This window comes from Enterococcus crotali, assembly GCF_000633635.1.
Lineage (GTDB): Bacteria > Bacillota > Bacilli > Lactobacillales > Enterococcaceae > Enterococcus_L > Enterococcus_L crotali.
The window spans coordinates 56,122-78,811 of the sequence record NZ_AYPQ01000007.1; the positions used below are offsets into that span (position 1 = coordinate 56,122).

Below are 22,690 nucleotides of genomic sequence, written 5' to 3' on the forward strand. Positions count from 1 at the left end.
CCAAATTCTTTTTTCTGTGTCTCATTTTCTAACCGATTTTAGTGTTTCCTACTAAATGTTTCTACTACTAGTATGCTACAAAACAATGATTTCGACAAATCAGATGTTTTTTTTCGTTTTTTAAGGTCAAAAATAATAAAGGGATAGTAACGGTTTCATAATAAAAACACTGAAAAAGTCGGACAAGATCTTCGAAATAACTATTATTCTATTGACAATAGTAGGAAACCTTAGTATATTGTTGACTAGTTGCTACTATTTTATGAATAATAGGGAGTGAAAAGGAGAACGAAATGGAAAAAATTGGGTTAGGATATTTGGTATTTAGTTTAAGTTATTTATTTTTGTTTTATCTTATTTCAAAGAAAATGGAACGTTATCGAAAATTTGTATTGACGGGTTTTGTGGTGATCCAGTTTGTTTACTTGATTTGGCGATTTTTTTATACGATTCCTACTGAAAATGTTGCCGAGCTGATTGCAGGAAGTTTATTGTATTTGGCAGAATTTATGGGATTTGTTCAGGCTTTTACTTTGGTCGTCTTATTTTGGAAACCATATAAACGGACTGAAAAATCACTGGATGAATTAGAGAATTTGCCTACAGTTGATATTTTAATCGCTACATATAATGAAAATATTGAGATTTTAGAAAGAACAGTTGTTGGTTGTTTATCGATTGATTATCCGAAAGAATTACTGAACATTTATCTTTGTGACGATGGTGACCGCTCGATGGTACGAAAGCTAGCTGAAAAACATCATATACAAGTTATTGCTCGTCCTACACATGAGCATGCTAAAGCAGGCAATCTGAATTATGCCTTAACTAAAACGAATGGAGAAATCATCGTAACGCAAGATGCGGATATGGTACCTAAACGAGAATTTCTGCAACGAACGCTGGGCTATTTTGCGAAGGAGAACGTAGGGTTTATCCAAACACCACAAACATTTTTTAATTCGGATATCTTTCAGCATAATCTATATTTAGATAGTGAAATCAATAATGAGCAAGACTTTTTTATGCGTAGTTTAGAAGAAGGCAAAGATCAATTCAATGCCGTTCTTTATGTAGGAAGCAATGCCTTGTTTAAACGTGAAGCATTAGATTCGATCGGTGGCTTCACGACGGGTGTGATCACAGAAGATATGGCTACTGGTTTATTGCTGCAAAACAATGGCTGGCAAGGTGTATTCGTTAATGAAGCCCTGGCTTCAGGTCTTTCGCCAGAAACGTTAGCCGATTATGTAAAGCAGCGGGACCGATGGGGACGCGGCAATGTGCAAGTTGCTAAAAAGTATACGTTGAAAACGTTGAAGAATTTAACCTTTATTCAAAAATGGTTTTATCTGGATGGTGTGATGTATTGGTATTCGGGTATGTATAAACTGATTTATTTACTTTGCCCATTTTTATATTTAGTTTTTAATATTTCAAGCTTGAAGACGACACTGCCACATCTAGTGGTGTTCTGGTTACCGGCCTTTTTATCAGGTAGTTTGATGTATAAATCAGTTGCCAGAAAAAAATACAATTCATTTATCAGTAATATTTATGAATTAGTGACTGCACCTCAAGTTTCCTGGGCTGTTTGGAAAGAGACACTGTTTAGTCCTAAAAAGAATAAAAAGTTCCATGTAACGATCAAAGGAATCCAGGGGGAAAAAGGCTATTTTGATTGGCGCAATTGTAAAGTTCAGATCTTATTATTGAGCGCAAATTGTTTTGCCTTGATTTATTATATCGTGCAATTAGATTTTGCTCATCTGCAGTGGTGGAATATTTTTTCTATCAATATTTATTGGCTACTCTACAATATTGTTAGCTTGACTGTTGCAGTAAGTGTGGCATATGAACGTCCACGTTTACCAATGATCATACCAGTTGACTACGATGGGAAACTAGTCAAAGAGGATCAAGTGATCCCTGTTAAAATCAATTACCTAGGTGAACGAAGTGTAACGATCATAGCCGATCAAAACGATCCATTTTTAAGTATATTGCTGAATCAAGAAGAGGGATTTCTTTCTTTTCAAAAAATAAAAAATGTAAAAATGGTTCGTTCGCGTATAATTAATTTAACTGGGAAAGTTGAAATTACCTTCAAAACCCAGAAGTTTTCACGTAAAAATCACTACCGTTGGTTAGGGTTGATTTATTCAGATCCAAAATATGGTGTGGGGGATATCCATTCCATCAGAGTTAAGTTTTACACGATTTTCAAGTATATCTTCAAAAATAGAAAAGATGCACAAAAAAATCAACAGTTATTGTCATAAAAGGAGCCAATTAGACGTATGAAAAATAAGAGAATAATTATCATGTTAGCTTTTATAGTTGTTGTTTTTACAGGATGCGCAAAGAACGCTGATCCTAAAGAAGTTGCTACAGCTTTCATCAATAATGTAATTTACGAGCGAGATAAAGAAGAAGCAGAAAAATATTTTTATCAATTAGATGCACCAAGTCAGGAGGATTTAATTCAAGATTTCTCTGAGCTGTTCGAGCTTTCAAAAGAGCAAGCAAAGGAAGTAGTAACGATCTATCAGGAAAGACTAGAAAAAGAAACCAGTTTTACAGTAAAGATGAAAGATAGTCAGGCAAAAAAGCAAGAAGCTGAGGTTGCGGTCATTGGATTGGATCAAACTAAATTCGATCAAATCATTGATCAAAAAACCGATGAAGAACTGGTACAATGGTTAAAGAATAAAGGCTATGATACCATCAAAAAGCTAGATGATATTGATAAAATCACTGATGAAAAGCAATTAAACGGGATTTTAAAAGAATTAAATGCATTAACAGACAAAGACCTTAATCAAATTCAATTTGAAGCACTAAAGAAGACATTTAAAGAGTTGAAAGCGGCGAAAGAACCGAGAATAATTCATTTAGAATTGGAGCCGGATAAAAAAGAGAAAAAATATTGGATCATTGTAGACGAGGAAAAACGGTTTAATGAATTGCTAGATGCTTTTCAAGGATAACCAATAGAAAAGAAATATGTTGATTAAGGAGAAGTTAGAATGAAAAAATTTATAGTATTTTGCATAGCTTTTTTAATGATCGGTATTGGGACGACTCAGACAATAAATACTGCAGATGCGGCATTTTCTAAAGATGAAGCTGTTAGAGAACGTTTTGCATTAAAAAGAGAACGATTGGCTGAGGTCGTATCAAAAAAGATCGCTCATGTTGAAAACTCAATCAAGAAAAAACTAAAAGACCAAGAAAAAAAGAAAGTCCAAAAACAAGAAGCAGAGAAAAGTCAAAAAGAAGTTGCTAAAAAAGCCGAAGCAGAAACGACAGCAAGTCAGGCAGTAGCTCAAGAAGCTCAAGCGGCTGAAGAAGCCCAAGCAGTAGTAGCAGAGCAAGCGGCAGTTCAACCACCGGTAGAAGGACAAGCACCTCAGACACCAGAAAATGCGGCTGCCCCTGAGGTTGTTTCGGGAGCTTCTGCTAATGGTCAGGAAAGAGGTCAAAAAAATCGCGAATGGGGGGAGCAATTGGGAGATCCTAATTTGACACCGGAAGAGCGTCAAGGTATCATTCAAGAGAAAAAGAATTACAACCGAAATAACCACTAATAAAAGACGAAACAATATTTTATTGTAAAGCATAAAGTACTTCTGTACGTGGCTGATTTTGCATGCACTAAAAACAGATTTTTAAGGTTACAGTAAAGTAGTCTGTTTCAGACGGGCAGCATAGAGATGAACTTGGTCATAATTGCTCTTTTCATCGTCATTTTATTTCAGTGGACATTTATAAAAACGGTGGGTAATTTGTCAATCAAAACTGTGATAAGGGGATTGAGCAATGAGGGCTTCCAGCCAATTTAAAAAAGGTGCTTTAGAAATGTGTGTACTTCATTTTATAGAAAAAGAAGATCGATATGGTTATGAGTTAACACAGCGAGTGAATCAGTTTATACCAATTACCGAAGGGGCGCTTTACCCAGTTTTGCGTCGATTAGTTAAAGAAGAATATTGTGTGATCTACACAAAAGAATCGCCTGATGGTCCTTCCAGAAAGTATTACCAAATGACAGATAAAGGAAAAGAATATTTGGAACTTTTAGAGCATGATTGGGATGAATTCGTTGAACAAGTACGTAAACTGAGGGAGGCAGATTAGTGAACACGATGGAAGAATATTTAAACCGACTAAAGGCTGCTTTTGCGGAAGAGGATATAGAAGATTTTAATGAGTTGAAAGAATACTTGTTGGAGCAGCTAGATATCTGTTTGGAAGAAGGACAGACAGAAGCTGAAGTCGTTGCCGGGCTTGCCCCGCCAGAAGAGGTGGCAGCAGATTATTATGCAGACTTAAGCTTAGATGCTGCGATCAATGCCAAAACCTCTGTTGTTCCCAGAGAAGAAATTAAAGAGGTATTCATTCAATCCCAGAAAAAGAGAATGCAGAAGCTTCTAAAAGCAACGCTTAAAGTATTGAAACCGTTACTACTTTTGTTATTAGTAGCGTCGTTTGCTTTTTTCTTGATCTATACGGTTAAAGAATTGAATGAAGAACGAAATTTAGCTGGGATTCCAACGATTTTATGTTTCTTATCGCTAGCACTTATTTTGCAAGTCATAAAAGGCTGGGTCTTTGAAAAAAGGAAATTGATCAATGGTTTATCGCTTGGCTTACTGCTAATAGGAACTATGATGCTATTGTTTTTTTCTGTCACAGGTCAATTAATGTATACGGGCAGACAATATTATAAAGAAATCAGTCTTTCTTCTAACGATCATGCTGCATTTAGCTTTGATTCAGATGCAGATGTTGAAATCACGACTGTAGAAGTATCTAGTGCAGATAAACCAAGTTTGATGGTCAAAGGCAGATTTAAAGAGAGTGATATTAAGAAAATTGAAGAAGGTCTGTATGATAACAAGGTCAACTTGAGTTTAGATGAAGAAAATCTTTTTGATACATTCACTCGAACAGGACGTTCAGAAGTGATTTTCTTTATACCAAAAGGAACGATCTTGGATGATTTCCACTTAGGGCTAAGTCGGGGAGATTTGCGGCTGTTGGATATTCAAACAAAGAATTTCGATTTAGATTTGATTTCAGGTGATGTTTATGCGAAAAATATTATCGCAGATGAAGGGAAGATCAGAAGTGATTATGGTGATGTAATCATAGAGGAATCTGCTATGAACTTAGATGTTAAGAGTACTTCTGGAAAAACGGTTATCACCGGAATGTTAGGAGACCTGACAATTGAGGGGGATCAAGGTCTCTCTATTTTAAAATTCTTGCGTTCAGATAATGTCGTATTAAATAATCATTCGGGGCGGATGATTTTAGAAGATTCTGAAACAAAAAAACTTACAGCGACTGCAACAAACGGTCAAGTAATTGTCAAACGAACAAATGGCGACCTCTCATTAGTCAATGATAGTGGGAAGATTGTCTCAGAAGAAAATAAAGGAACGTTAGAGTTGAAAAATGGTTCCGGTCCAACAATCGCTGTCCAAAGCAGCAAATTAAATGCACGTGTCTCTAGTCAATCAGGTTTCATCAAATGGCTGCAAGATCCTAGCCAACTAGTTAAAGTTACTGTAAATACAGAGACGGGTGAATTGAAAAATGATTTCTCTGATGTATCAGGGAACGAAAAATATAGCATTGACGTAAAATCAAAATCGGGAGATGTCAAGATTCTAAAGAAAGTTGAATAAAATCAATCGAAGATAATATTTAGAGCGATGCTGGTAAATGTTGCGTTGATTTGAATTATTCAAAAGGAGAGTTGGGCGAAACGCTACAAGTTTTGTCTAGCTCTCCTTAAAAATGAAATGATTGAGTAGGAAGAGGGACGTTGGCTCACTACTTTCTAGAAAAAAGGTTTTTAAAGGAGAAAAAATGTTTAAAAAAAGGAAAATAAAAAAATGGTTTGAACATGCTCAGCAAGCTTTGAATGAAAATCAGCTGCAGCAAGCTGTCTACTTTTTCAAATTGGTTATTGAAACAAGCATCAAAAATGGTGGTATCCAATTAAATGAATGTTTTAGTTCGTTTGTTTTATTGGGAGATATTTATAACGAGGAACAATGCGTTGAAGAAGCAGACCAACTGTATCGAATGGCTGCAGGAATGGATTTCTCAGCAAAATTTGTTTTACTAAAAAAAGAGCTATTTCATGATGATTCAAGCTATGAAATAGACAGAAAAGAATGGCTGAAAAAAAATATGATCGATTCCACAGATATTATCCAAGCGAGTGACAGCAAAAATTGGACATTCCTCATCGAAGAAGGAGAAATCAATTATCTAAGAAGGACCTCTTCTAAAGAAATAAATAAGGCAACAGTAGAGGAATTTGATGTGGAGTCTTTGTGGATGTATGAAGAGTATTTAGATTCACCTAGTATGTAAATAGTACAACCAAAGGGAATAAAACGCAGGGTTTGAAAATCGATTTTCTCGAATTTCGCTCTGTTTTTTGCTTCAATGGACAAACAACAAAATTTTTAGTTAAGCTACAAAAAAGTTAGAAAACGTTATTGTATTTTCACAATAAAACCAGATAAACAAAAAAGATTCTGACACTTTGTTGACTATGAAATTGTTTTTCTTTAAAATGAGTAATAGATAGAAACGAATAGAATAAAAAAAGGCACTTCACAGATCAGTTGGCGCTGATCCATGAAGCCCTGAGAAGTCAGAGAATGCTGACCAATCAAGTTGCCCGTGTCAATGCGTAACATCGACATATTCCATTTTACTCAATTTTGGGAGAAATATCTAGAACTTTCTTTGTCAGAGTTGAAGATGGATAATGTGATGTCTATTTGTTGAACATGCAATGGTGTTGGTGTACTTTGCCAACACCATTTTTTATTTTGTTTCTATCTGAAGGTAAAGATTTGTATGAGCTGCTGGCTGATGAATGAAGCCGACATGCTTTAGCTAGCTAGTAAATAGGAACTTTGCCAGACTGAAGAGCCAAAGACCTACAAATACTTATAGAATCGTTAAGGTGGTAATGTTCTGTTTAGTAAAAAGTAGTCTTTGGTGGTTCAAAGGATACAAACGGGAGTGAGAGCATAGAGAAATTGATGAATTCTAGACAAGTCAATTTATTTTAGCTTGAGCGCCTGTTTGTATTTTTAGTTGGGAACAGTTCATCTGTGAACCGTTGAGTGAGAATAATTAAATGAAAGATATAGAGAAGCTGAACTAAGAGCGTTGATGCAAAGGAAGACCCCCTTTGATAGTATATCATCGTTTTTAATTCAGCTTTTAATTGTTGGATAAGTTATGTTTCTTTATAGATAGTTGCTTCGATTTCAGAACGTTTTTCTTCTAAAAATGGCGGTAAGGCAAGGTGCTCGCCTAAGGAGCTTAATGGTTCATCAATCGTAAATCCAGGTGTCAAGGTTGCAAACTCAACTCGAGTGCCTCCTGGTTCTCTGATGTAGAGACTTTTAAAATAACCGCGATGGACGATTTTTTCAATGTCCCATCCTTGTTCTTTCGCTTTTTCATATAGTTCATCCAATTTTTTTTCATCTTGAACTGAAAAAGCAACATGATCCATACTTCCTCGGCCCATTCGTGTTTTATCTGCTGTTGCGGTTGGCAGAAGTTGAATATGATCCGTTTTATTGAGTTGGATTTTTCCTTGTTCGCTTTTCCAGCCTACTAGTTGATAAAAGAAATCAGCCGTTTTTTTAGGATCGGCAACGTGAAATTCAGTAGATAAAAGCCCTAGAATTTGTTTGTCGCCTGGAATAGCATTATCCACCTGCAGCTCTTGTGGTAGTGGTTCTTGCTCAACTTCAACCAAATGGATCTTTACTTGATCCTTATCTGTAAAATGAAGTCTATTTTGTTTTTTAGTAAATTCAATCTGAGCATCAGTTAAGTGTTGTTCCCAAAAAAGCAGACTACCTTTAGGGATTTTTAATCCGATCGTACTTAAAAAACTAATCTTATCATAGCGTTGTGCTAATGATGGAACCACAAAAAAGGTAATAACGGAACCAGGTGTGCCAGCATAGTCACCGTAGTAGTAATGCAGCATCTTATGATTATCTTGATTAACGGTTTTCTTTACAAAACGCAATCCAAGGATAGTTGTATAAAAGAAATGATTTTCCTCAGCAAATCTTGTTAATAGTGAAACATGATGAATAGGTGCGAACATTGGAAAGCCTCCTTACATTTTTAACTCACTTACTAAAAGTAAGTATAAGGTGTATAAATAAATAGTTCAAGTATTTCGCTTTTTAACAGGGGTTTTCTTCATAGCCAGATAGCATAAAAAATGGTAGAATAGCCAAGACAAATCAAGTAGAAAGAGTGACAAATATGCTTAGTACAGAAGATTTTGATTTTGATTTACCAGAGGAACTCATTGCTCAGACGCCTTTGAAAGATCGGACAAGTTCCCGTCTTTTAGTTTTAAATCGGGAAACAAAAGAAATAGAAGACAAACATTTTCATGAAATCATTGATGAATTAAATGCAGGAGATGCTTTGGTCATGAATGATACAAGGGTGTTGCCAGCTCGATTATATGGAGAAAAACCTGAAACCGGCGGGCATTTAGAAGTGCTGCTTTTAACAAATACAGAAGGTGATACTTGGGAGACATTGATTAAACCTGCTAAGCGGGCGAAAGTCGGTACCCAAATCAGTTTTGGTGATGGTCGCCTAACCGCAACTGTTATTCAGGAACTAGAACATGGCGGACGGATCGTGACATTTAAATATGACGGCATCTTTTTGGAAATTTTAGAATCACTAGGAGAAATGCCTTTGCCACCTTATATTAAAGAACGTCTAGAAGATCCTGACCGGTATCAAACAGTCTATGCAAAAGAAAATGGCTCTGCTGCTGCCCCTACAGCGGGTTTACACTTTACGCAGGAACTACTTAGTAAAATCCAGTCAAAGGGCGTGAAGCTCGTTTATTTGACCTTACACGTCGGTTTAGGCACATTCCGGCCGGTTAGTGTAGATAACATATCAGAACATGAAATGCATAGTGAATTTTATCGGTTAACAGAAGAAGCCGCGGCTCAATTAAATGATGTTCGTCAAAATGGTGGAAAAATCGTTGCCGTAGGTACAACATCGATTCGTACATTAGAAACGATCGGAACGAAATTTGACGGACAAATCAAAGCAGATAGCGGCTGGACAGATATTTTTATTACGCCGGGCTATGAATTTAAAATTGTCCAAGCGTTTTCAACGAATTTCCATTTACCTAAATCGACATTGGTAATGTTGGTCAGTGCCTTTGCGGGTAGAGATTTGACCCTGACTGCTTATCAGCATGCAATCGATGAACGCTATCGCTTCTTTAGCTTTGGTGATGCCATGTTTGTGAAGTAATTGCAGAAAATAAAAAACTCGTTCTGCCTCTAATCGAGCGGAGTGTAGGATAAATGCATTTTTAATACATTTATCCCACTCGTTCAAGATTAGAAGAGAATGAGTTTTTTGATTAGTTTGGATTCGAGGCAGTAACAGTTATAAACCGCTTAAAAGTAATGTTTGAGATAATTCTCTTTTACGAACTGATCTAGGCAGGAAACAGCGAATTTCATCTTCATTAAAACCAATCTGTAATCTTTTTTCATCGATCATGATTGGACGACGAAGCAGTCCTGGATTGTCTTTAACCAATTCCAATAGAGCATGTAACGGCAATTCGTTGATATCTATATCTAATTTTTGAAAAACTTTGGAACGAATCGAAATGATATCTTCCGTTCCTTCCTCAGTAAGGATCAATATATTTTTTAGTTCATCTAATGTAATAGGAGTAGTGCCAAAATTCTTTTCTTCAAATGGAATTTCATGATCGATCAGCCATCTCCGCGCTTTTCTACATGATGTGCAGCTATTTGTCGTATACAATTTTAACATATTTTTCAGTCCTTTCGAAAATATTGGTACATACCTCTTAATAACTATAATATACGAAAAGTAAAAAAATCACAAAATAAATGCTTACAAAATAGCTGTTTATTTCTATCAAAAGGTAGAAATAGCTAAAAATTCACAAACTTTTGTTATTTTTGTTGAACAAAATACAATATCGATGATGATGATGAGTAATTCACTTTGTTATGTAAGAATTTAGCGTCATCAGGATATTCTCTACGATCATTTATAAACGTTTTCAAAAAAGTGGATCGAAAAAAAATTGAGACGTTCCTTTTTATTTCATAAGATACAACTTGACTGTTGGGTGACCTGATAGTTTATGCTAGAACACAATCACAGTGAGGAGGAGAGGAAAATAGAAACGTATTTAACTATGGGACAATTAGCGGAGTTGATGTCTATCTCTAAACATCAGATTCGTTACAATGAGGAAAAAGGGTTGCTAACACCAGCGTTGATCGATGTGAATGGCTATCATAAGTATGGCATGGATCAGGTGTATCAGCTGTCAAACATTCTCTTACTGCGTAATATAGGGGTATCAACAGCTCAAATAGCGCAGTTTATGACGAATCAGGATGATGTTTGGGCAGAAGAGACGTTAAAGGAAACCTTGAAAGCAACAGAGGTAAAATTACAACAGCTGCTCTCAGCCAAAGAGCAGATCGAGCGTTTGCTACCAGAAATCGAGCAAAAAGATGAAAGCTATCTTAACTTACCAGAAAGAACATTGAATAAAATTTATTCGTATCCAATGACGGAGAAGTTGAATATCTCGGAATTCTATAAAGCAATAAAAAATAGTCAAAGAAATCGTTCACTATTTGGGGAATCATTTTACTATTTAGTGAATGCCCAACAAATCGAGGTTTATGTCGAAGGTGAGGGTTCAACGGGTCAGCGAATGTTACAAGCCGGGGATTATCTAGTGAAAAGAGTTTGGATTGCAACAGAAGAGGAGTTGTTAGAAGCAATCAACGTTTTTAGTAAAGAAGTCAACATTCCGTTTTTTGAGGGAGCTGAAATCATTGTTAAAGAGACTGCTTATTCTTCGATTTTGATGAATAATAAACTTTTATATGAATTACAATACTTTATTTCGGTGAAAGAAGGAGTACCCCATGGATCATAAAATAGAGTTAGTTGCTCGAAATCAGTTGCCTGAACATGAAGTAAGACAGCTTCTACAGTTGCTTCTGACCTCGTTTGCAGATAAATTTTCCGGAATTCGGTTAGCGGCAAAGGACAAGTTAGCTACACTGCTTTATTTTGAGCAACATTATGCGTTACCTCAAGCAAGTCCCACTGATTACATCGTGAAAGATGAAAATGAAATTATCGGTATTTTAAGTGTTTCTGGAAAACCAGCGATACCTAAAAAAACTGCCTATCCGTTTGAGCTATCTAAGAAGTATGGCTTGTTTACTATTTTTAAATATGTTGTATTATTGACAGCTTTGGAGTATTCACCAGGTGAAAAAGAACATTATATAGAAAATATTGCTGTTCATCAAAGCTATCAAAAACAAGGGATTGCTAAAGCTTTGATCAAGGCCGCACAAGCAGAAGTAAAAAAAGGAGAGAAGCTCACATTACTAGTTTCAGCGAATAATCATCAGGCACTACGTTTGTACTTAAAGTGTGGTTTTACCATCGTCAAAAAGAAAAGAAAGCTTATTTTAGGTCTGTTAGTGAATGAAGCAAATTGGCTTTTTATGGAATGGAGCAAATAATATGCGGCGAGGTAGAAAACGTTTAGTTTGTTTACTAGGTGTGATGATCGCTTTAGGAATATTTGTTTGGTATGAACATTGTTACGAGATGCAAGAGACGAGCAAATGGATCCCATTGTCTAAAGGGAAGGTCTCAGCTGTAGTGATAGAGCCCGTGAAGCAGCGTTCAAAAGGGATCGTTGTACTTGTCCATGGTGATGCACCAGTTGATGCTACGAACGAGGGCGGCTATAGACCAATGATGGAACAGTTTGCTAAAGCCGGATTTACGACAATTTCCTGGGCAAAACTTGGAGTAGCTGGCTCTTATGGAAACTGGTTACATCAATCGATGGATGAACGAGCGGCAGAAGTGACCGAAGTCATTCAATGGGCCATGGATCAACCAGAGTTAAATACAGAAAAAATTATTTTATGGGGAGTAAGCCAAGGTGGCTGGGTCGTGCCAAAAGTAGCAGCGCAAAAGAAGGTGCCGATATCTAAGGTGATCTTAGTTTCCCCAGCAATTAACTGGCTGAGTCAAAATGATTATTATACAACTGAAAAATTAAAGCGTGAAGGTAAGACGCAAAGACAAATCCAACAATCTTTAGAAGAAGAACAACAAATTGTCTCATTGCTGAAAAAGAACACATCTTATCAAGAATATCTAGCAAATACACCGGAACAAGAGCCGATGTCAAAAGATCGTTGGATTTTTGTTAAAAAAAACCTATATTCAGATGCTCAATTGGACTTAGAACAGATTGAAGTCCCTGTGGATGTATTCCTTGCTGATCATGATGAAAATGTCGATGTTTTAGAAACTGAAAAAACGTATTCAAAAAAAATTCCTAAAGAATTGTTGACCGTTTTTAAGATTAAAGACGCAGCGCACAGTATGATTTCTTCAACTGTTGCCCAATCTGAATGGGTGACGATAGGAACTTATCTGTTAGCTCCTAAAGATTTTTTAATGAATAAATCGTTTTTACGGCAATGTTATTTGTCAGTAGAAAAACTGTGAGTAAGACAGGTATAAAAGGCTCAACTGCGAAAAAAGAAGGACATATTTGTTTTTTTCTATTTATTTAGATTCTGTGAGCGGCTGGAATAAATGTAGTGAGATCAAAAATAGCTAGTAGAGTAGACAATCGTTTGATCTCACTAAATTTTAGCCTTAGGATCAAAGGATACCGGATCGATCTCTAAAAGCGAAAATAAAAATAACATAGTATTTTTGCTATTTTTTTATTATTATAAAGAGGAGGTACAAAGAATGCCAAAGGAGAACGTGTGATGATTGAAGAAGTGACATACAGTTATGCAGCAACACTGTCAGAACGAATCGATTGTTGGAAAAATCAAACGATAGAAGTAGATAAAGAAAGTTATCTAGAGCAATGGCGAGCACGTAAAAGCTTGTTGAAAGCCCCTGATTATCAGAAAATGTTGCAGCATTACCATTGGGACGAATCGACTTTTAGTGTGGGACTGATGCCGTTTACTGAAGAACGAGCACAATTATTATTACCGATGATCGAAAAAAGTGACTGGTTTCAATTACATAGACGCTTATTTATAGCTGAGATTCCGATCAAAGACCTTAGCTTAAGCGCTGCATTACGTTTTCATCTAGATTACTATGAGAAGCATATTCAGACGCTGATACAAAAATATCCATCCATCCAGATCTCAACAGAAGTAATGGAGGATCTGATCGCTCAGTTATCTGATGAGTTCTTTTTCATAGCCCAAAAGACACTGGTTTGGGATGTACATCAGATGATCGAAGAGTATCAATTACAAGCCGAATCAAAAGAAGAAGAATTTGCTAACTATATCAAGGAATTTCTCGGTGATAAACAACGAACCTATCTTTTTTATGGCGAATACCCTACACTTGCTAGAATTCTTGCTGTCAGGTTGACATTTGCATGCGAAATGATCGAAGCGTTTGTTTCTTCTTTGAATGACTCTACTGAACAATTGGCGGAGGTATTTGCTATCACTACTCCAATGCATCTCACTCAAATCAAGCTGGGACAAGGGGATAGTCATGAGCGTGGGAAAACGGTGATTCAGTTTCAAATACAAGACAAGGCATTGATTTTTAAATTTAAAAATCTTGAGATTGGTGAGCGGTTTAATGCGTTATTGACGTATATTGAAGAATTAAATCCAACTTCGTCTTTTTATAAAATCAAGCGGATTGTACAACCAACCTTTACGATCGAGGAAGAAGTTGCTTATCAAGAGTGTCTAGAAGAAAGTGACGTAACAGCTTTTTATCACAATTATGGTCAGTTGTTGGCAATCGTTTATTGGTTAGGATCAACGGATTTGCATATGGAAAATTTGATTGCTAGCGGCTCTTATCCTGTGTTGATCGATGTTGAGACGTTGATTCGCCCGGACATGTTTAAACTGTCCAAAAAATTAACAAGACAAACTCGAATAGAAAAGCATTCGGTCATTGCTACAGGTTTGTTGCCTCAAAAAAAACAATGGAAACGTGATTTGGAAATGGATGCTTTATCTGGTACTAAACAGAAATTGCCTAAAAAGGTCAGAAGACTGAGAAACGATCGTTCTAGTGATATTGCTTTTCAACTAGAAGAAGCCTATATGGATGGTGCAAAAAATATTCCGCGCCTAGCAGGAAAAGAAGTGGATTATCAAGTCTACCGTCATGAAATCCAAGATGCCTTTAAAGAGATGAATCAGTTATTATTAAAAAATAAAGCTGGATTTATCCAGAAGGTTAAAGAGCTATTTACGGATACAACGATTCGGCTGATCTATAGAGATACACAAGATTATGGCAATTTATTGAACTTTACCTTACACACCGATAGCATGGCTAATTATATTGAGCGAGAAAAAATCATTGAAAATTTATGGGCCAGCCAAATCATTCCGGAAGCCTGATTCCCTTTGAAATTCAAGCGATGTTAGATCATGATGTTCCATTGATTACGGCGAATACCTCTTTAACGAATATCTATACAAATGGTCATGAGCTGCATCAAGTTTTGGCAAAGTCGCCCTTACAGGATACGGTGGAGCATATGGAGCAAATAACAGAGAAAACGAGTCATTTTTCCTATCTTTTATTAAAAGAAAGTTTAGCTACTCTAAAATATAATACGCAAGAAATCACAATTCCAGCGAAAAACGAATCGATTGAAGAGCCACTTTTACAAAAGGCCGCTGATATTGGAGATAACATCCTTGATCAGCTTGTTTTGGAGCCTGAGCATGGTGAAGTAGATTGGCTCTCTGTTCTTCCAGAGTCTGATGGTGAAATCGGTATTGTTTATCCAGATACAGATCTTTACGGAGGCAGTGCAGGTGTGTATTTATTTTTCGTTTATCTAAATCATTTTGTCCCGAAAGAGAGCTATCAGGAAGTCATCGATTTATTGGAAAAAGAAATCTTTTTCGGTGAGCGGAAAAAACAAGTTTACGAGAGTGCTTTTTTTGATGAAGGGATGCGTTTGACCGTTGCCTTTTACGTCTCAAGACTGCTCAATGATACCAAGCATCGTTCTTATATGGAAACTAGTTTACAAGCCTTAAAAACACGTCAAATAGTATCAGAAAATCAGTCGAATGAATGGCTTTACGGCAAAGCTAGTTTATTAGCTGTTTTAGCAGCTATCTATCAAACCTATGCTAGTGAAGAGGCCTATGAAGTACTTTTAGCTTGTGCAAAAGCAGTGACTTACCAAGAAATGACAGACAATAGTTTTGCTCATGGCTACGCGGGTGTTTGCTACGGATTAAGCAAAGCTGATCAGGTTCTTAAAGAGACCACAATTAAAGAAAAACTAAAATGGTATCAAAAAGCATTTGAAAAAAAACTTGAAAAAAACGACACACTTAATCACTCTTGGTGTAAAGGAATAATTGGACTCGAAACAGTCTGTCAATTGTTGGATATAAGATTCAATGAAAGAGACAGAAAAATAGAGGATAAGAATAGGGAAGATGATTGTCTTTGTCATGGAACCTATGGAAATAAAGACAACCATTTAAATGATATTAATATATTAATTGACGATGTTATTCGGCTGAAAGCTGATACAGAAAGTATTCCAGTGGGACTTTTCTGCGGATTAACTGGAGTTGGTTATCAAGTCTTAAGAGCATACGATCCACTCAATGTCCACTCCTTGTTATTTATTAAGTAACACAATCTGAAAAAAGAACTTTACTTATTTGAGAGAACGCTTTATAATTTAGGTATTAATGCAAGGGGGAGAAATAATATTATGAGAAAATTATCGATTGAAAAAATGGAAGCAAGAACTGACACACAAAAAATGGATAAGTTTGTAGGTACTTCTTTCGAAAGAAATGAAGAGACTGATGAGATGTTTAATCGACTTGAGGAAGCTACACCAAATTCACTAGCAGGTTGGTCTCGTTTTATTTGTTGGTAGACTAAAATAAATAAAGCTGAAGAGAAAACAATTTAATTGTTTTCTTTTCAGCTTTTTCTATTTTATTTTATTTTTCTTAAAATAAGTATGCCAACAGCTTGAGTTCCTGATATTAAAAATACTACTAAGTTTAATAGCCAAGAGTATGATGTTGCACTATAAGTAGCGATATCATAAAAAACATTATTTAACACTGCTAATAAAATAAATGTAACGATGAAAGTTACGAAACTAGCTTTGGACATTATTTTTTCTCCGCGTTCGTCTTTTCCCTCTTTGCTAAAGAAAAAGTAAACAGAGTATCCAATAAATACAATAGAAAGTATAACTATCAGTAAACTGCTCCAGTGATTTACAGGCAAGTTATCAAAAAAAGATTTAAGTGATTCAGTCATAATTTATCCTTTCCTTCCGTTAGTCGGTTTCGTCGTTTGCTTGCTCGTCTTCTGTTAATTTTTTGAAAGTGAAGATTTGTTCAATCGGCACTTCGAATACGTCCGCTATGTCATGAGCCAGTAAAAGGGAAGGATTATACCTATTTCTTTCTAACTGAATAATTGTTTGTCTAGATACTCCCACCTTGTCAGCAAGTTCCTGTTGGGTCATGCGTTTCATGGCTCTGTAGACGTGAATGGAACTCTCAAAAGATGAGTTCTTCTTTTTTGGCAATGCAAATCCCTCCAATAGTCTAATTTATGTATAAAATAAAAAGCGCATAGTCAATATACCATATCTTACTTTCACTTACAAATATCATGCAGATAAAATATAAAGAAAAAAGCCAAGCTTCTCGACTAGCTTGGCTTTTGTTACTGGAAGGAATCAGTGTATTGAATGATGATTTTTTACTTTTCGTTATACATGTAAAGTAATTAGTTGAATTTCTTGTTCATAAACCAAATCTTGTCTTCATTACATTTTCTACATTTCTTTTCTTAAAATTTTTTCAATCAAACTATCTTTATACGTGTTTTTTTGTTTTATTTGGATCGACTGTCCAACTTTTTACACATATTCACTATTTTTAAAGATGTTTTTATGATTATATACTTTACACATATATCTTGATGAAAGGTGAATCGTGTTCTGCTAACAATTTTGTGTTTACTCTTGTCTACTTCGAGAAATTCTTCAATACAACTGACATTTCCTCCTTCCTTCTATAAATATAGTAACATATAAGGTAAGCGTTTTCAAATTAAAAGACTTCGCTTTTTACAATTTCTTTTTGATGAACGACAGCTTTTTTATTGAAAGAAATTGCCAGAAAAAAATGAAAATTTAGCCATATTTATTGAAGTTTGAAAAAAAAACATGGTATAGTGAATATAGATACTATATTAATAGAAGGAAAAAATAAGAATGGGGGGATAGGATGGAAGCATACAAACAACCTATCGAGACAATTATCAAAGAAGTGAACACAAATAAAGAGCAAGGTTTAACCGGACAAGAGGTAAAGAAGCGACTAGCTGAACATGGTGCCAATAAATTCCATGAAGCCAAGAAAGAATCGATAGTAAAGAAGTTTCTTCATAGCTTATCTGATTTTACAACAATCATTTTATTAGTTGCTGCAGCCATTTCTTTTTACACAGCTATTGCTACAGATCATGGGGATTATTTTGAAGGGATTTTGATTATCGCCATCGTGGTCATCAATGCAGTCTTAGCAATCGTTCAAGAAGGAAATGCTGAGAAATCATTGGCAGCACTGCAGGATATGAACAAACAAAGTAGTTCGGTTTTACGTGATGGCAAAGTGGAGACCATCGATGCAGAAGATGTTGTTGTTGGGGATATACTTGTATTAGAATCAGGGTCGATGATCACAGCTGACGCCCGTTTGATCCAAGCATCACAACTTAGAGTAGAAGAATCAGCACTTACTGGAGAAAGTGAACCTATTGAAAAAGATTCGGAGTACATAGGGAAACAAGATGCACCGATCGGCGATCAAATCAATATGGTCTTTAAAGGCTGTACAGTGGCAAATGGTCGTGGGCGAGCAATTGTTACTGCAACTGGGATGCAAACTGAAATGGGTAAAATCGCTGGCTTGTTAAATGACGATGTAACTCAGCAAACGCCTTTACAAAAACGTTTGAACCAATTAGGAAAGCGAATCAGTTTTATTGCATTAGGCGCTGCGGCGTTAGTCTTTATCATTGGTGAACTACAAGGCGAGCCGATATTGGAAATGTTTATGACGGCGGTATCATTAGCTGTTGCAGCGGTACCTGAAACATTGATGGTGATCGTGACTTTGACATTGGCTTACGGGGTACAAAAAATGGCGAAAAAACATGCGATCATTCGCCGTTTACCAGCTGTTGAAACACTTGGAACTGCCAACGTGATCTGTTCTGATAAAACGGGAACCTTGACACAAAATAAAATGCGCGTTAGACGAGTTTGGTCTCGTGGCGATGAAGTAACAGATACAGAGGATGCGATGACCGATGAAGCAATGGAAGTCTTAAAAATGGCTTCGCTTTGTACAGATGTTATCGTAGATAAAGATGGAGACGATTTAGTCATCCAAGGAAATCCGACAGAAGCTGCGATTGTTCGTGCAGTGGAGGAAAATTATCACACGAAAGCTGAACTAGAAGAAAAATACCCAAGAATCGGAGAAATTCCTTTTGATTCTGAACGTAAAATGATGACGACTGTTCATAAAATGGGGAAAAAATATATTTCTGTAACCAAAGGTGCGTTTGATGTTTTATTGACTCGCTTCCGTTTTGGTGATGTTGAGCAAGCTGCAGTAGTAAACGACCGCTTTGGAAAACGTGCTTTAAGAGTGATTGCAGTGGGTTATGCCATCTATGATGAAGAACCCACAGATATCACCTCAGAGGCCTTAGAGAAGAACCTGCGCCTATTAGGATTGGTTGGTATGATCGATCCACCAAGACCAGAGAGTAAAGGCGCTATTGCGAGAGCGAAAAAAGCAGGCATCAAAACAGTCATGATTACAGGAGATCATGTCGTGACCGCTGGAGCGATTGCCAAAGAATTAGGGATTTTAACAGATAAAAGCGAAGCGTTGACAGGATCAGAATTGCAAAAAATGTCTGATGACGAGTTAGATTCACGTGTGAAATCACTCTCTGTCTATGCTCGAGTAACACCAGAAGACAAAATTCGTATCGTTAAATCTTGGCAGCGGACAGGTGCTGTTGTTGCGATGACAGGAGACGGTGTTAATGATGCACCTGCCCTAAAAGCAAGTGATGTTGGTTGTGCTATGGGGATTACTGGAACAGATGTTGCTCAAGGAGCAGCAGACATGATTTTGACTGATGATAATTTTGCAACAATCGTTGATGCGGTTGCTCAGGGTCGAGCGGTTTACCGAAACATTCGTAAAGCGGTAAACTTTTTACTAAGCTGTAATATTTCGGAGATCTTTATTGTATTGATTGCTATGCTGCTTGGCTGGGGAGCACCGTTTACAGCAGTTCAATTATTGTTTGTAAACGTTGTTGCGGACGGACTGCCTGGTTTTGCTTTAGGGAAAGAACCTGCTGAAAATGGAATCATGGATGAAGCACCGATTCCAAGGAATGAAGGAATTTTTGCACGTGGTTTATGGCAAAAAATCGGAATCAATGCTTTTGTCTTTACAGTAATTACGTTGTTTGGATTCTATTTAGGCGCAAATGTTGATTCAGTTTCTTACTTTTTTGAAGCAAGTCATGAAATTGGTCAAACAGTCGCATTCTTGATTTTAGCTTATTCATCGATTTTGCATGTGTTCAATGTAAGAAGTACAGAATCCATTTTTAGAGTAAAATTATCGACAAATAAATCATTGTTTGAAATGGCTGTATTAGCTGTTATTATTACGACAGTGATTGCGTTGTTACCATTCACGCAAGAGCTATTTGGTTTAGTTCCGATTGGAATGAATCATTGGTTATTAGTAATGGGACTATCGATCATACCGATTTTTGTTAATGAAATGATCAAATTCCATTATTCAGTGGAAGAAGACACAGAATAAAATCAGCTTAAAGGCAACGCTTGACGTGTTGATTTCTTAGTAGAAATCTATACGTCAAGCGTTCTTTTTCATCACTTTGGATAGATTGAAAAACTATCTTGAAAATACTATTGAATTTATTTACATAAAAGACTTGCTAAAATGATGAAGGAGTATTATAGTTGTTATCAAAATCAGTTGTTTTATTTTTTTAGCTGGTATTTTTTAAATTTAATTATAACTAACAACCGATATTTTTATTTGGATGCCCAAATAAAAATCTTAGGGGAGTAGCAGCATAGTTCATCTATGTTTTTAGATCAACAGCAAGTGTGTAAACACTGGTCTAAGAATGAAATTGCGAGACCTAAGTGTAAGGGCCGAGTGTCGTTTCACTTAGGTCTCTTGTTTTACTTAAAAAGTGAGATCTGGGTTAGGTGGGTTTCCTGTCAAGGTTGACCGAGCCTGTTCAGCTTTTAAATTGGAGGAGAATTTTGTGGTAGAGAAGTCAAAAGTTTCGCATCATCAGAAATTGACCGCTGCTGGTCTTTTAGTAGCAATGGGTGTCGTTTATGGTGATATCGGAACAAGTCCGCTTTATGTAATGAAAGCGATCGTTGGGGACAATGGTGGTCTTCAAAATGTTTCAGAGAATTTCATTATTGGTGCGGTATCATTGATCTTTTGGACATTAACGATTTTGACAACGATCAAATATGTGGTGATTGCTTTAAATGCGGATAATCATGGCGAAGGCGGAATTTTTTCTTTGTATACGCTTGTACGTAAAAAAGGAAAATATTTGATCATTCCAGCAATGATCGGTGGAGCAGCGTTATTAGCTGATGGGGTGTTAACGCCTGCTGTAACGGTAACAACGGCGATTGAAGGGCTGCGGGGAATTCCAGTGTTTTTTGATCGGTTCGGCAGTGATCAAAACATTATTGTGATGATTACTTTAGTCATTATTCTTATTTTATTTTCTGTTCAGCGTTTTGGAACGGATGCTGTGGGTAAAGCTTTTGGGCCGATTATGTTCGCTTGGTTTACATTTCTAGGTGTGATGGGGCTGATCAATTTTGGACAAGACTGGACGGTTCTTCGTGCATTGAACCCCTATTATGCAATTCATCTATTGCTTAGTCCAGAAAATAAATTAGGGATTTTTGTTTTAGGAAATGTCTTTCTAGCAACGACTGGTGCAGAAGCTTTGTATTCTGACTTAGGTCATGTTGGTAAACACAATATTCGTGCCAGTTGGCCTTATATTAAAGTTTGTTTGATCCTTAACTATTTAGGACAAGCAGCATGGATCTTGAGTGCAAAAAATGATCCATCGATTTTAGCCATTGAAAACTTAAATCCATTCTTCCAAATGATGCCAAATAGTATTATGCTGATCGGTGTTGTTTTTGCCACAGTTGCGGCCGTTATCGCTTCTCAAGCATTGATCTCAGGCTCATTCACATTAGTTTCTGAAGCTATCAAATTAAAGCTTTTGCCTAGATTAAAAATCATCTATCCAGGTGCCAATATTGGGCAAATGTACATTCCAGCAGTTAATATGATGTTATGGATTGTCTGCTCATTGATCGTGATCACCTTTAGAACATCTACGCATATGGAAGCCGCTTATGGCCTTTCGATTACTGTGACCATGCTGATGACAACGATATTATTAATGTTTTATCTATTACAAAAAGGTGCGCCAAGATGGGTTGCATATTTGGTTACCTTATTCTTTGGTAGTATTGAATCGATTTTCTTTGTTTCAAGTATTGCGAAGTTCTTCCATGGCGGTTATGTAGCTGTTGGGATTGCTCTGTTGATTTTGGCCGTTATGACGATTTGGGAATGGGGCAATATCATCAAAGAGAAAACCTCTGATACAGTTCCATTGAATCAATATGTTGAACAATTACGAATGTTAAAAGATGACACAACAGTTCCAAAATCTCAAACCAACGTCGTTTTCATGACACCAGATACGATCGGGGATGAAATCGGCCGTCAAATTATTTATTCGATTTTAGATAAACAGCCAAAAAGAGCCAATGTGTACTGGTTTGTCAATGTTGAAGTAACGGATGAGCCTTTTACGAAGGAATATTCTGTAGACATGATGGGCACTGATTTTATTGTCCAAGTACAATTATATCTAGGGTTTCATGTAGCACAGGAAGTGAATGTCTACATTCGTCAGATCGTTTATGATTTAATGAAAGAAGGACGCTTACCTAAGCAGCCGCAGAAATATTCATTAACGCCTGGACGTGAAGTTGGTGACTTCCAATTCATTATTATTCGTGAAGAATTATCGAAAGTAACGGAATTGAAGAAGTGGGATCGCCAAATCATGCAGCTGAAATTAGCAATCAAAAAAAGAACAACTACTCCAGAAAACTGGTTTGGTTTGGAATATAGTGAAGTGAAATATGAATCTGTTCCGTTGATTATTGGAGATGCCCGTAAGACAAGGTTAAGAGAAAGAAAAACTTTAGTATAAAGGAAAATGAAGTTGGATCGGAAGTATTTATTTGAGCAAAGGTGGTTTCTGATCCAACTGATTAGCTATATTCATGAGACTGGAGCATGACTCGAAGAGTTATATGCCGGTC

Annotated in this window: 19 protein-coding genes; 15 read left to right on the forward strand and 4 right to left on the reverse strand. The window is 36.4% G+C overall.

Features of this window, described 5'->3' with window-relative positions; translation table 11 throughout:
- The first annotated feature begins 293 nt into the window (after positions 1-293).
- The 6 genes from V192_RS0115195 to V192_RS0115220 all read left to right on the forward strand — a co-directional run bounded on the left by V192_RS0115195 (position 294) and on the right by V192_RS0115220 (position 6,393).
- Positions 294-2,282, forward strand: a complete 1,989-nt coding sequence (locus V192_RS0115195; protein ID WP_025873192.1) for a glycosyltransferase family 2 protein — start codon at positions 294-296, stop codon at positions 2,280-2,282.
- A 42-nt stretch (positions 2,283-2,324) separates the two neighbouring features.
- Positions 2,325-2,990: a hypothetical protein gene (locus V192_RS0115200; protein ID WP_239644707.1), complete on the forward strand. Its 666-nt coding sequence runs from the start codon at positions 2,325-2,327 to the stop codon at positions 2,988-2,990.
- Positions 2,991-3,029: 39 nt separating this feature from the next.
- Positions 3,030-3,590, forward strand: a complete 561-nt coding sequence (locus V192_RS20400) for a hypothetical protein (RefSeq protein ID WP_025873194.1) — start codon at positions 3,030-3,032, stop codon at positions 3,588-3,590.
- Between the two features lie 232 nt (positions 3,591-3,822).
- Positions 3,823-4,140 carry a PadR family transcriptional regulator gene (locus tag V192_RS0115210; protein WP_025873195.1) on the forward strand — a complete coding sequence of 106 codons (318 nt, stop codon included), beginning with the start codon at positions 3,823-3,825 and terminating at the stop codon, positions 4,138-4,140.
- Positions 4,141-4,148: 8 nt separating this feature from the next.
- A complete protein-coding gene (locus V192_RS0115215; RefSeq protein WP_239644715.1) occupies positions 4,149-5,696 on the forward strand; it encodes a DUF4097 family beta strand repeat-containing protein in 1,548 nt (515 codons plus the stop codon).
- 184 nt (positions 5,697-5,880) lie between these two features.
- Entirely contained in the window at positions 5,881-6,393 is a 513-nt protein-coding gene (locus tag V192_RS0115220; RefSeq protein WP_025873197.1) for a hypothetical protein, read from the forward strand.
- 883 nt (positions 6,394-7,276) lie between these two features.
- Here V192_RS0115220 and V192_RS0115225 read toward each other — a convergent pair.
- Positions 7,277-8,167, reverse strand: coding sequence for a VOC family protein (locus V192_RS0115225; protein ID WP_025873198.1), 891 nt, complete (start codon positions 8,165-8,167; stop codon positions 7,277-7,279).
- A gap of 164 nt (positions 8,168-8,331) precedes the next feature.
- On the opposite strand from V192_RS0115225, the gene queA reads away from it, so the two are divergent.
- Positions 8,332-9,363: a tRNA preQ1(34) S-adenosylmethionine ribosyltransferase-isomerase QueA gene (queA, locus tag V192_RS0115230; RefSeq protein WP_025873199.1), complete on the forward strand. Its 1,032-nt coding sequence runs from the start codon at positions 8,332-8,334 to the stop codon at positions 9,361-9,363.
- Positions 9,364-9,501: 138 nt separating this feature from the next.
- Here the strand turns inward: queA and spxA are convergent, their stop codons facing one another.
- Positions 9,502-9,900 carry a transcriptional regulator SpxA gene (gene spxA, locus V192_RS0115235; protein WP_025873200.1) on the reverse strand — a complete coding sequence of 133 codons (399 nt, stop codon included), beginning with the start codon at positions 9,898-9,900 and terminating at the stop codon, positions 9,502-9,504.
- A gap of 340 nt (positions 9,901-10,240) precedes the next feature.
- On the opposite strand from spxA, the gene V192_RS0115240 reads away from it, so the two are divergent.
- The 6 genes from V192_RS0115240 (at position 10,241) to V192_RS21665 (ending at position 16,081) form a co-directional block, all read left to right on the forward strand.
- The gene (locus tag V192_RS0115240) at positions 10,241-11,053 is read left to right on the forward strand and encodes a MerR family transcriptional regulator (RefSeq protein WP_082266047.1); all 813 of its coding nucleotides are present in this window, start codon (positions 10,241-10,243) and stop codon (positions 11,051-11,053) included.
- A complete protein-coding gene (locus V192_RS0115245) occupies positions 11,043-11,654 on the forward strand; it encodes a GNAT family N-acetyltransferase (protein WP_025873202.1) in 612 nt (203 codons plus the stop codon). Before V192_RS0115240 ends, V192_RS0115245 begins: the two co-directional genes overlap by 11 nt.
- A 1-nt stretch (position 11,655) precedes the next feature.
- Positions 11,656-12,660: an alpha/beta hydrolase family protein gene (locus V192_RS0115250; protein WP_025873203.1), complete on the forward strand. Its 1,005-nt coding sequence runs from the start codon at positions 11,656-11,658 to the stop codon at positions 12,658-12,660.
- Positions 12,661-12,932: 272 nt separating this feature from the next.
- Entirely contained in the window at positions 12,933-14,564 is a 1,632-nt protein-coding gene (lanM, locus tag V192_RS22415) for a type 2 lanthipeptide synthetase LanM (protein ID WP_239644708.1), read from the forward strand.
- Between the two features lie 20 nt (positions 14,565-14,584).
- Positions 14,585-15,829 carry a lanthionine synthetase LanC family protein gene (locus tag V192_RS22420; protein WP_239644709.1) on the forward strand — a complete coding sequence of 415 codons (1,245 nt, stop codon included), beginning with the start codon at positions 14,585-14,587 and terminating at the stop codon, positions 15,827-15,829.
- Positions 15,830-15,910: 81 nt separating this feature from the next.
- Entirely contained in the window at positions 15,911-16,081 is a 171-nt protein-coding gene (locus V192_RS21665) for a hypothetical protein (protein ID WP_167331082.1), read from the forward strand.
- Positions 16,082-16,143: 62 nt separating this feature from the next.
- Here the strand turns inward: V192_RS21665 and V192_RS0115265 are convergent, their stop codons facing one another.
- Together V192_RS0115265 and V192_RS0115270 are read right to left on the reverse strand one after the other, a co-directional pair.
- On the reverse strand, positions 16,144-16,476 hold the full coding sequence (locus V192_RS0115265) for a hypothetical protein (protein WP_025873204.1): 333 nt from the start codon (positions 16,474-16,476) through the stop codon (positions 16,144-16,146).
- A 19-nt stretch (positions 16,477-16,495) separates the two neighbouring features.
- Positions 16,496-16,750 (reverse strand): helix-turn-helix transcriptional regulator, encoded by a 255-nt coding sequence (locus V192_RS0115270; RefSeq protein WP_025873205.1) that lies wholly within the window; start codon positions 16,748-16,750, stop codon positions 16,496-16,498.
- Positions 16,751-17,456: 706 nt separating this feature from the next.
- On the opposite strand from V192_RS0115270, the gene V192_RS0115275 reads away from it, so the two are divergent.
- Positions 17,457-20,093, forward strand: coding sequence for a calcium-translocating P-type ATPase, PMCA-type (locus tag V192_RS0115275; protein WP_025873206.1), 2,637 nt, complete (start codon positions 17,457-17,459; stop codon positions 20,091-20,093).
- Between the two features lie 538 nt (positions 20,094-20,631).
- Positions 20,632-22,578: a KUP/HAK/KT family potassium transporter gene (locus tag V192_RS0115280; RefSeq protein ID WP_167331083.1), complete on the forward strand. Its 1,947-nt coding sequence runs from the start codon at positions 20,632-20,634 to the stop codon at positions 22,576-22,578.
- Positions 22,579-22,690: the final 112 nt, after the last annotated feature.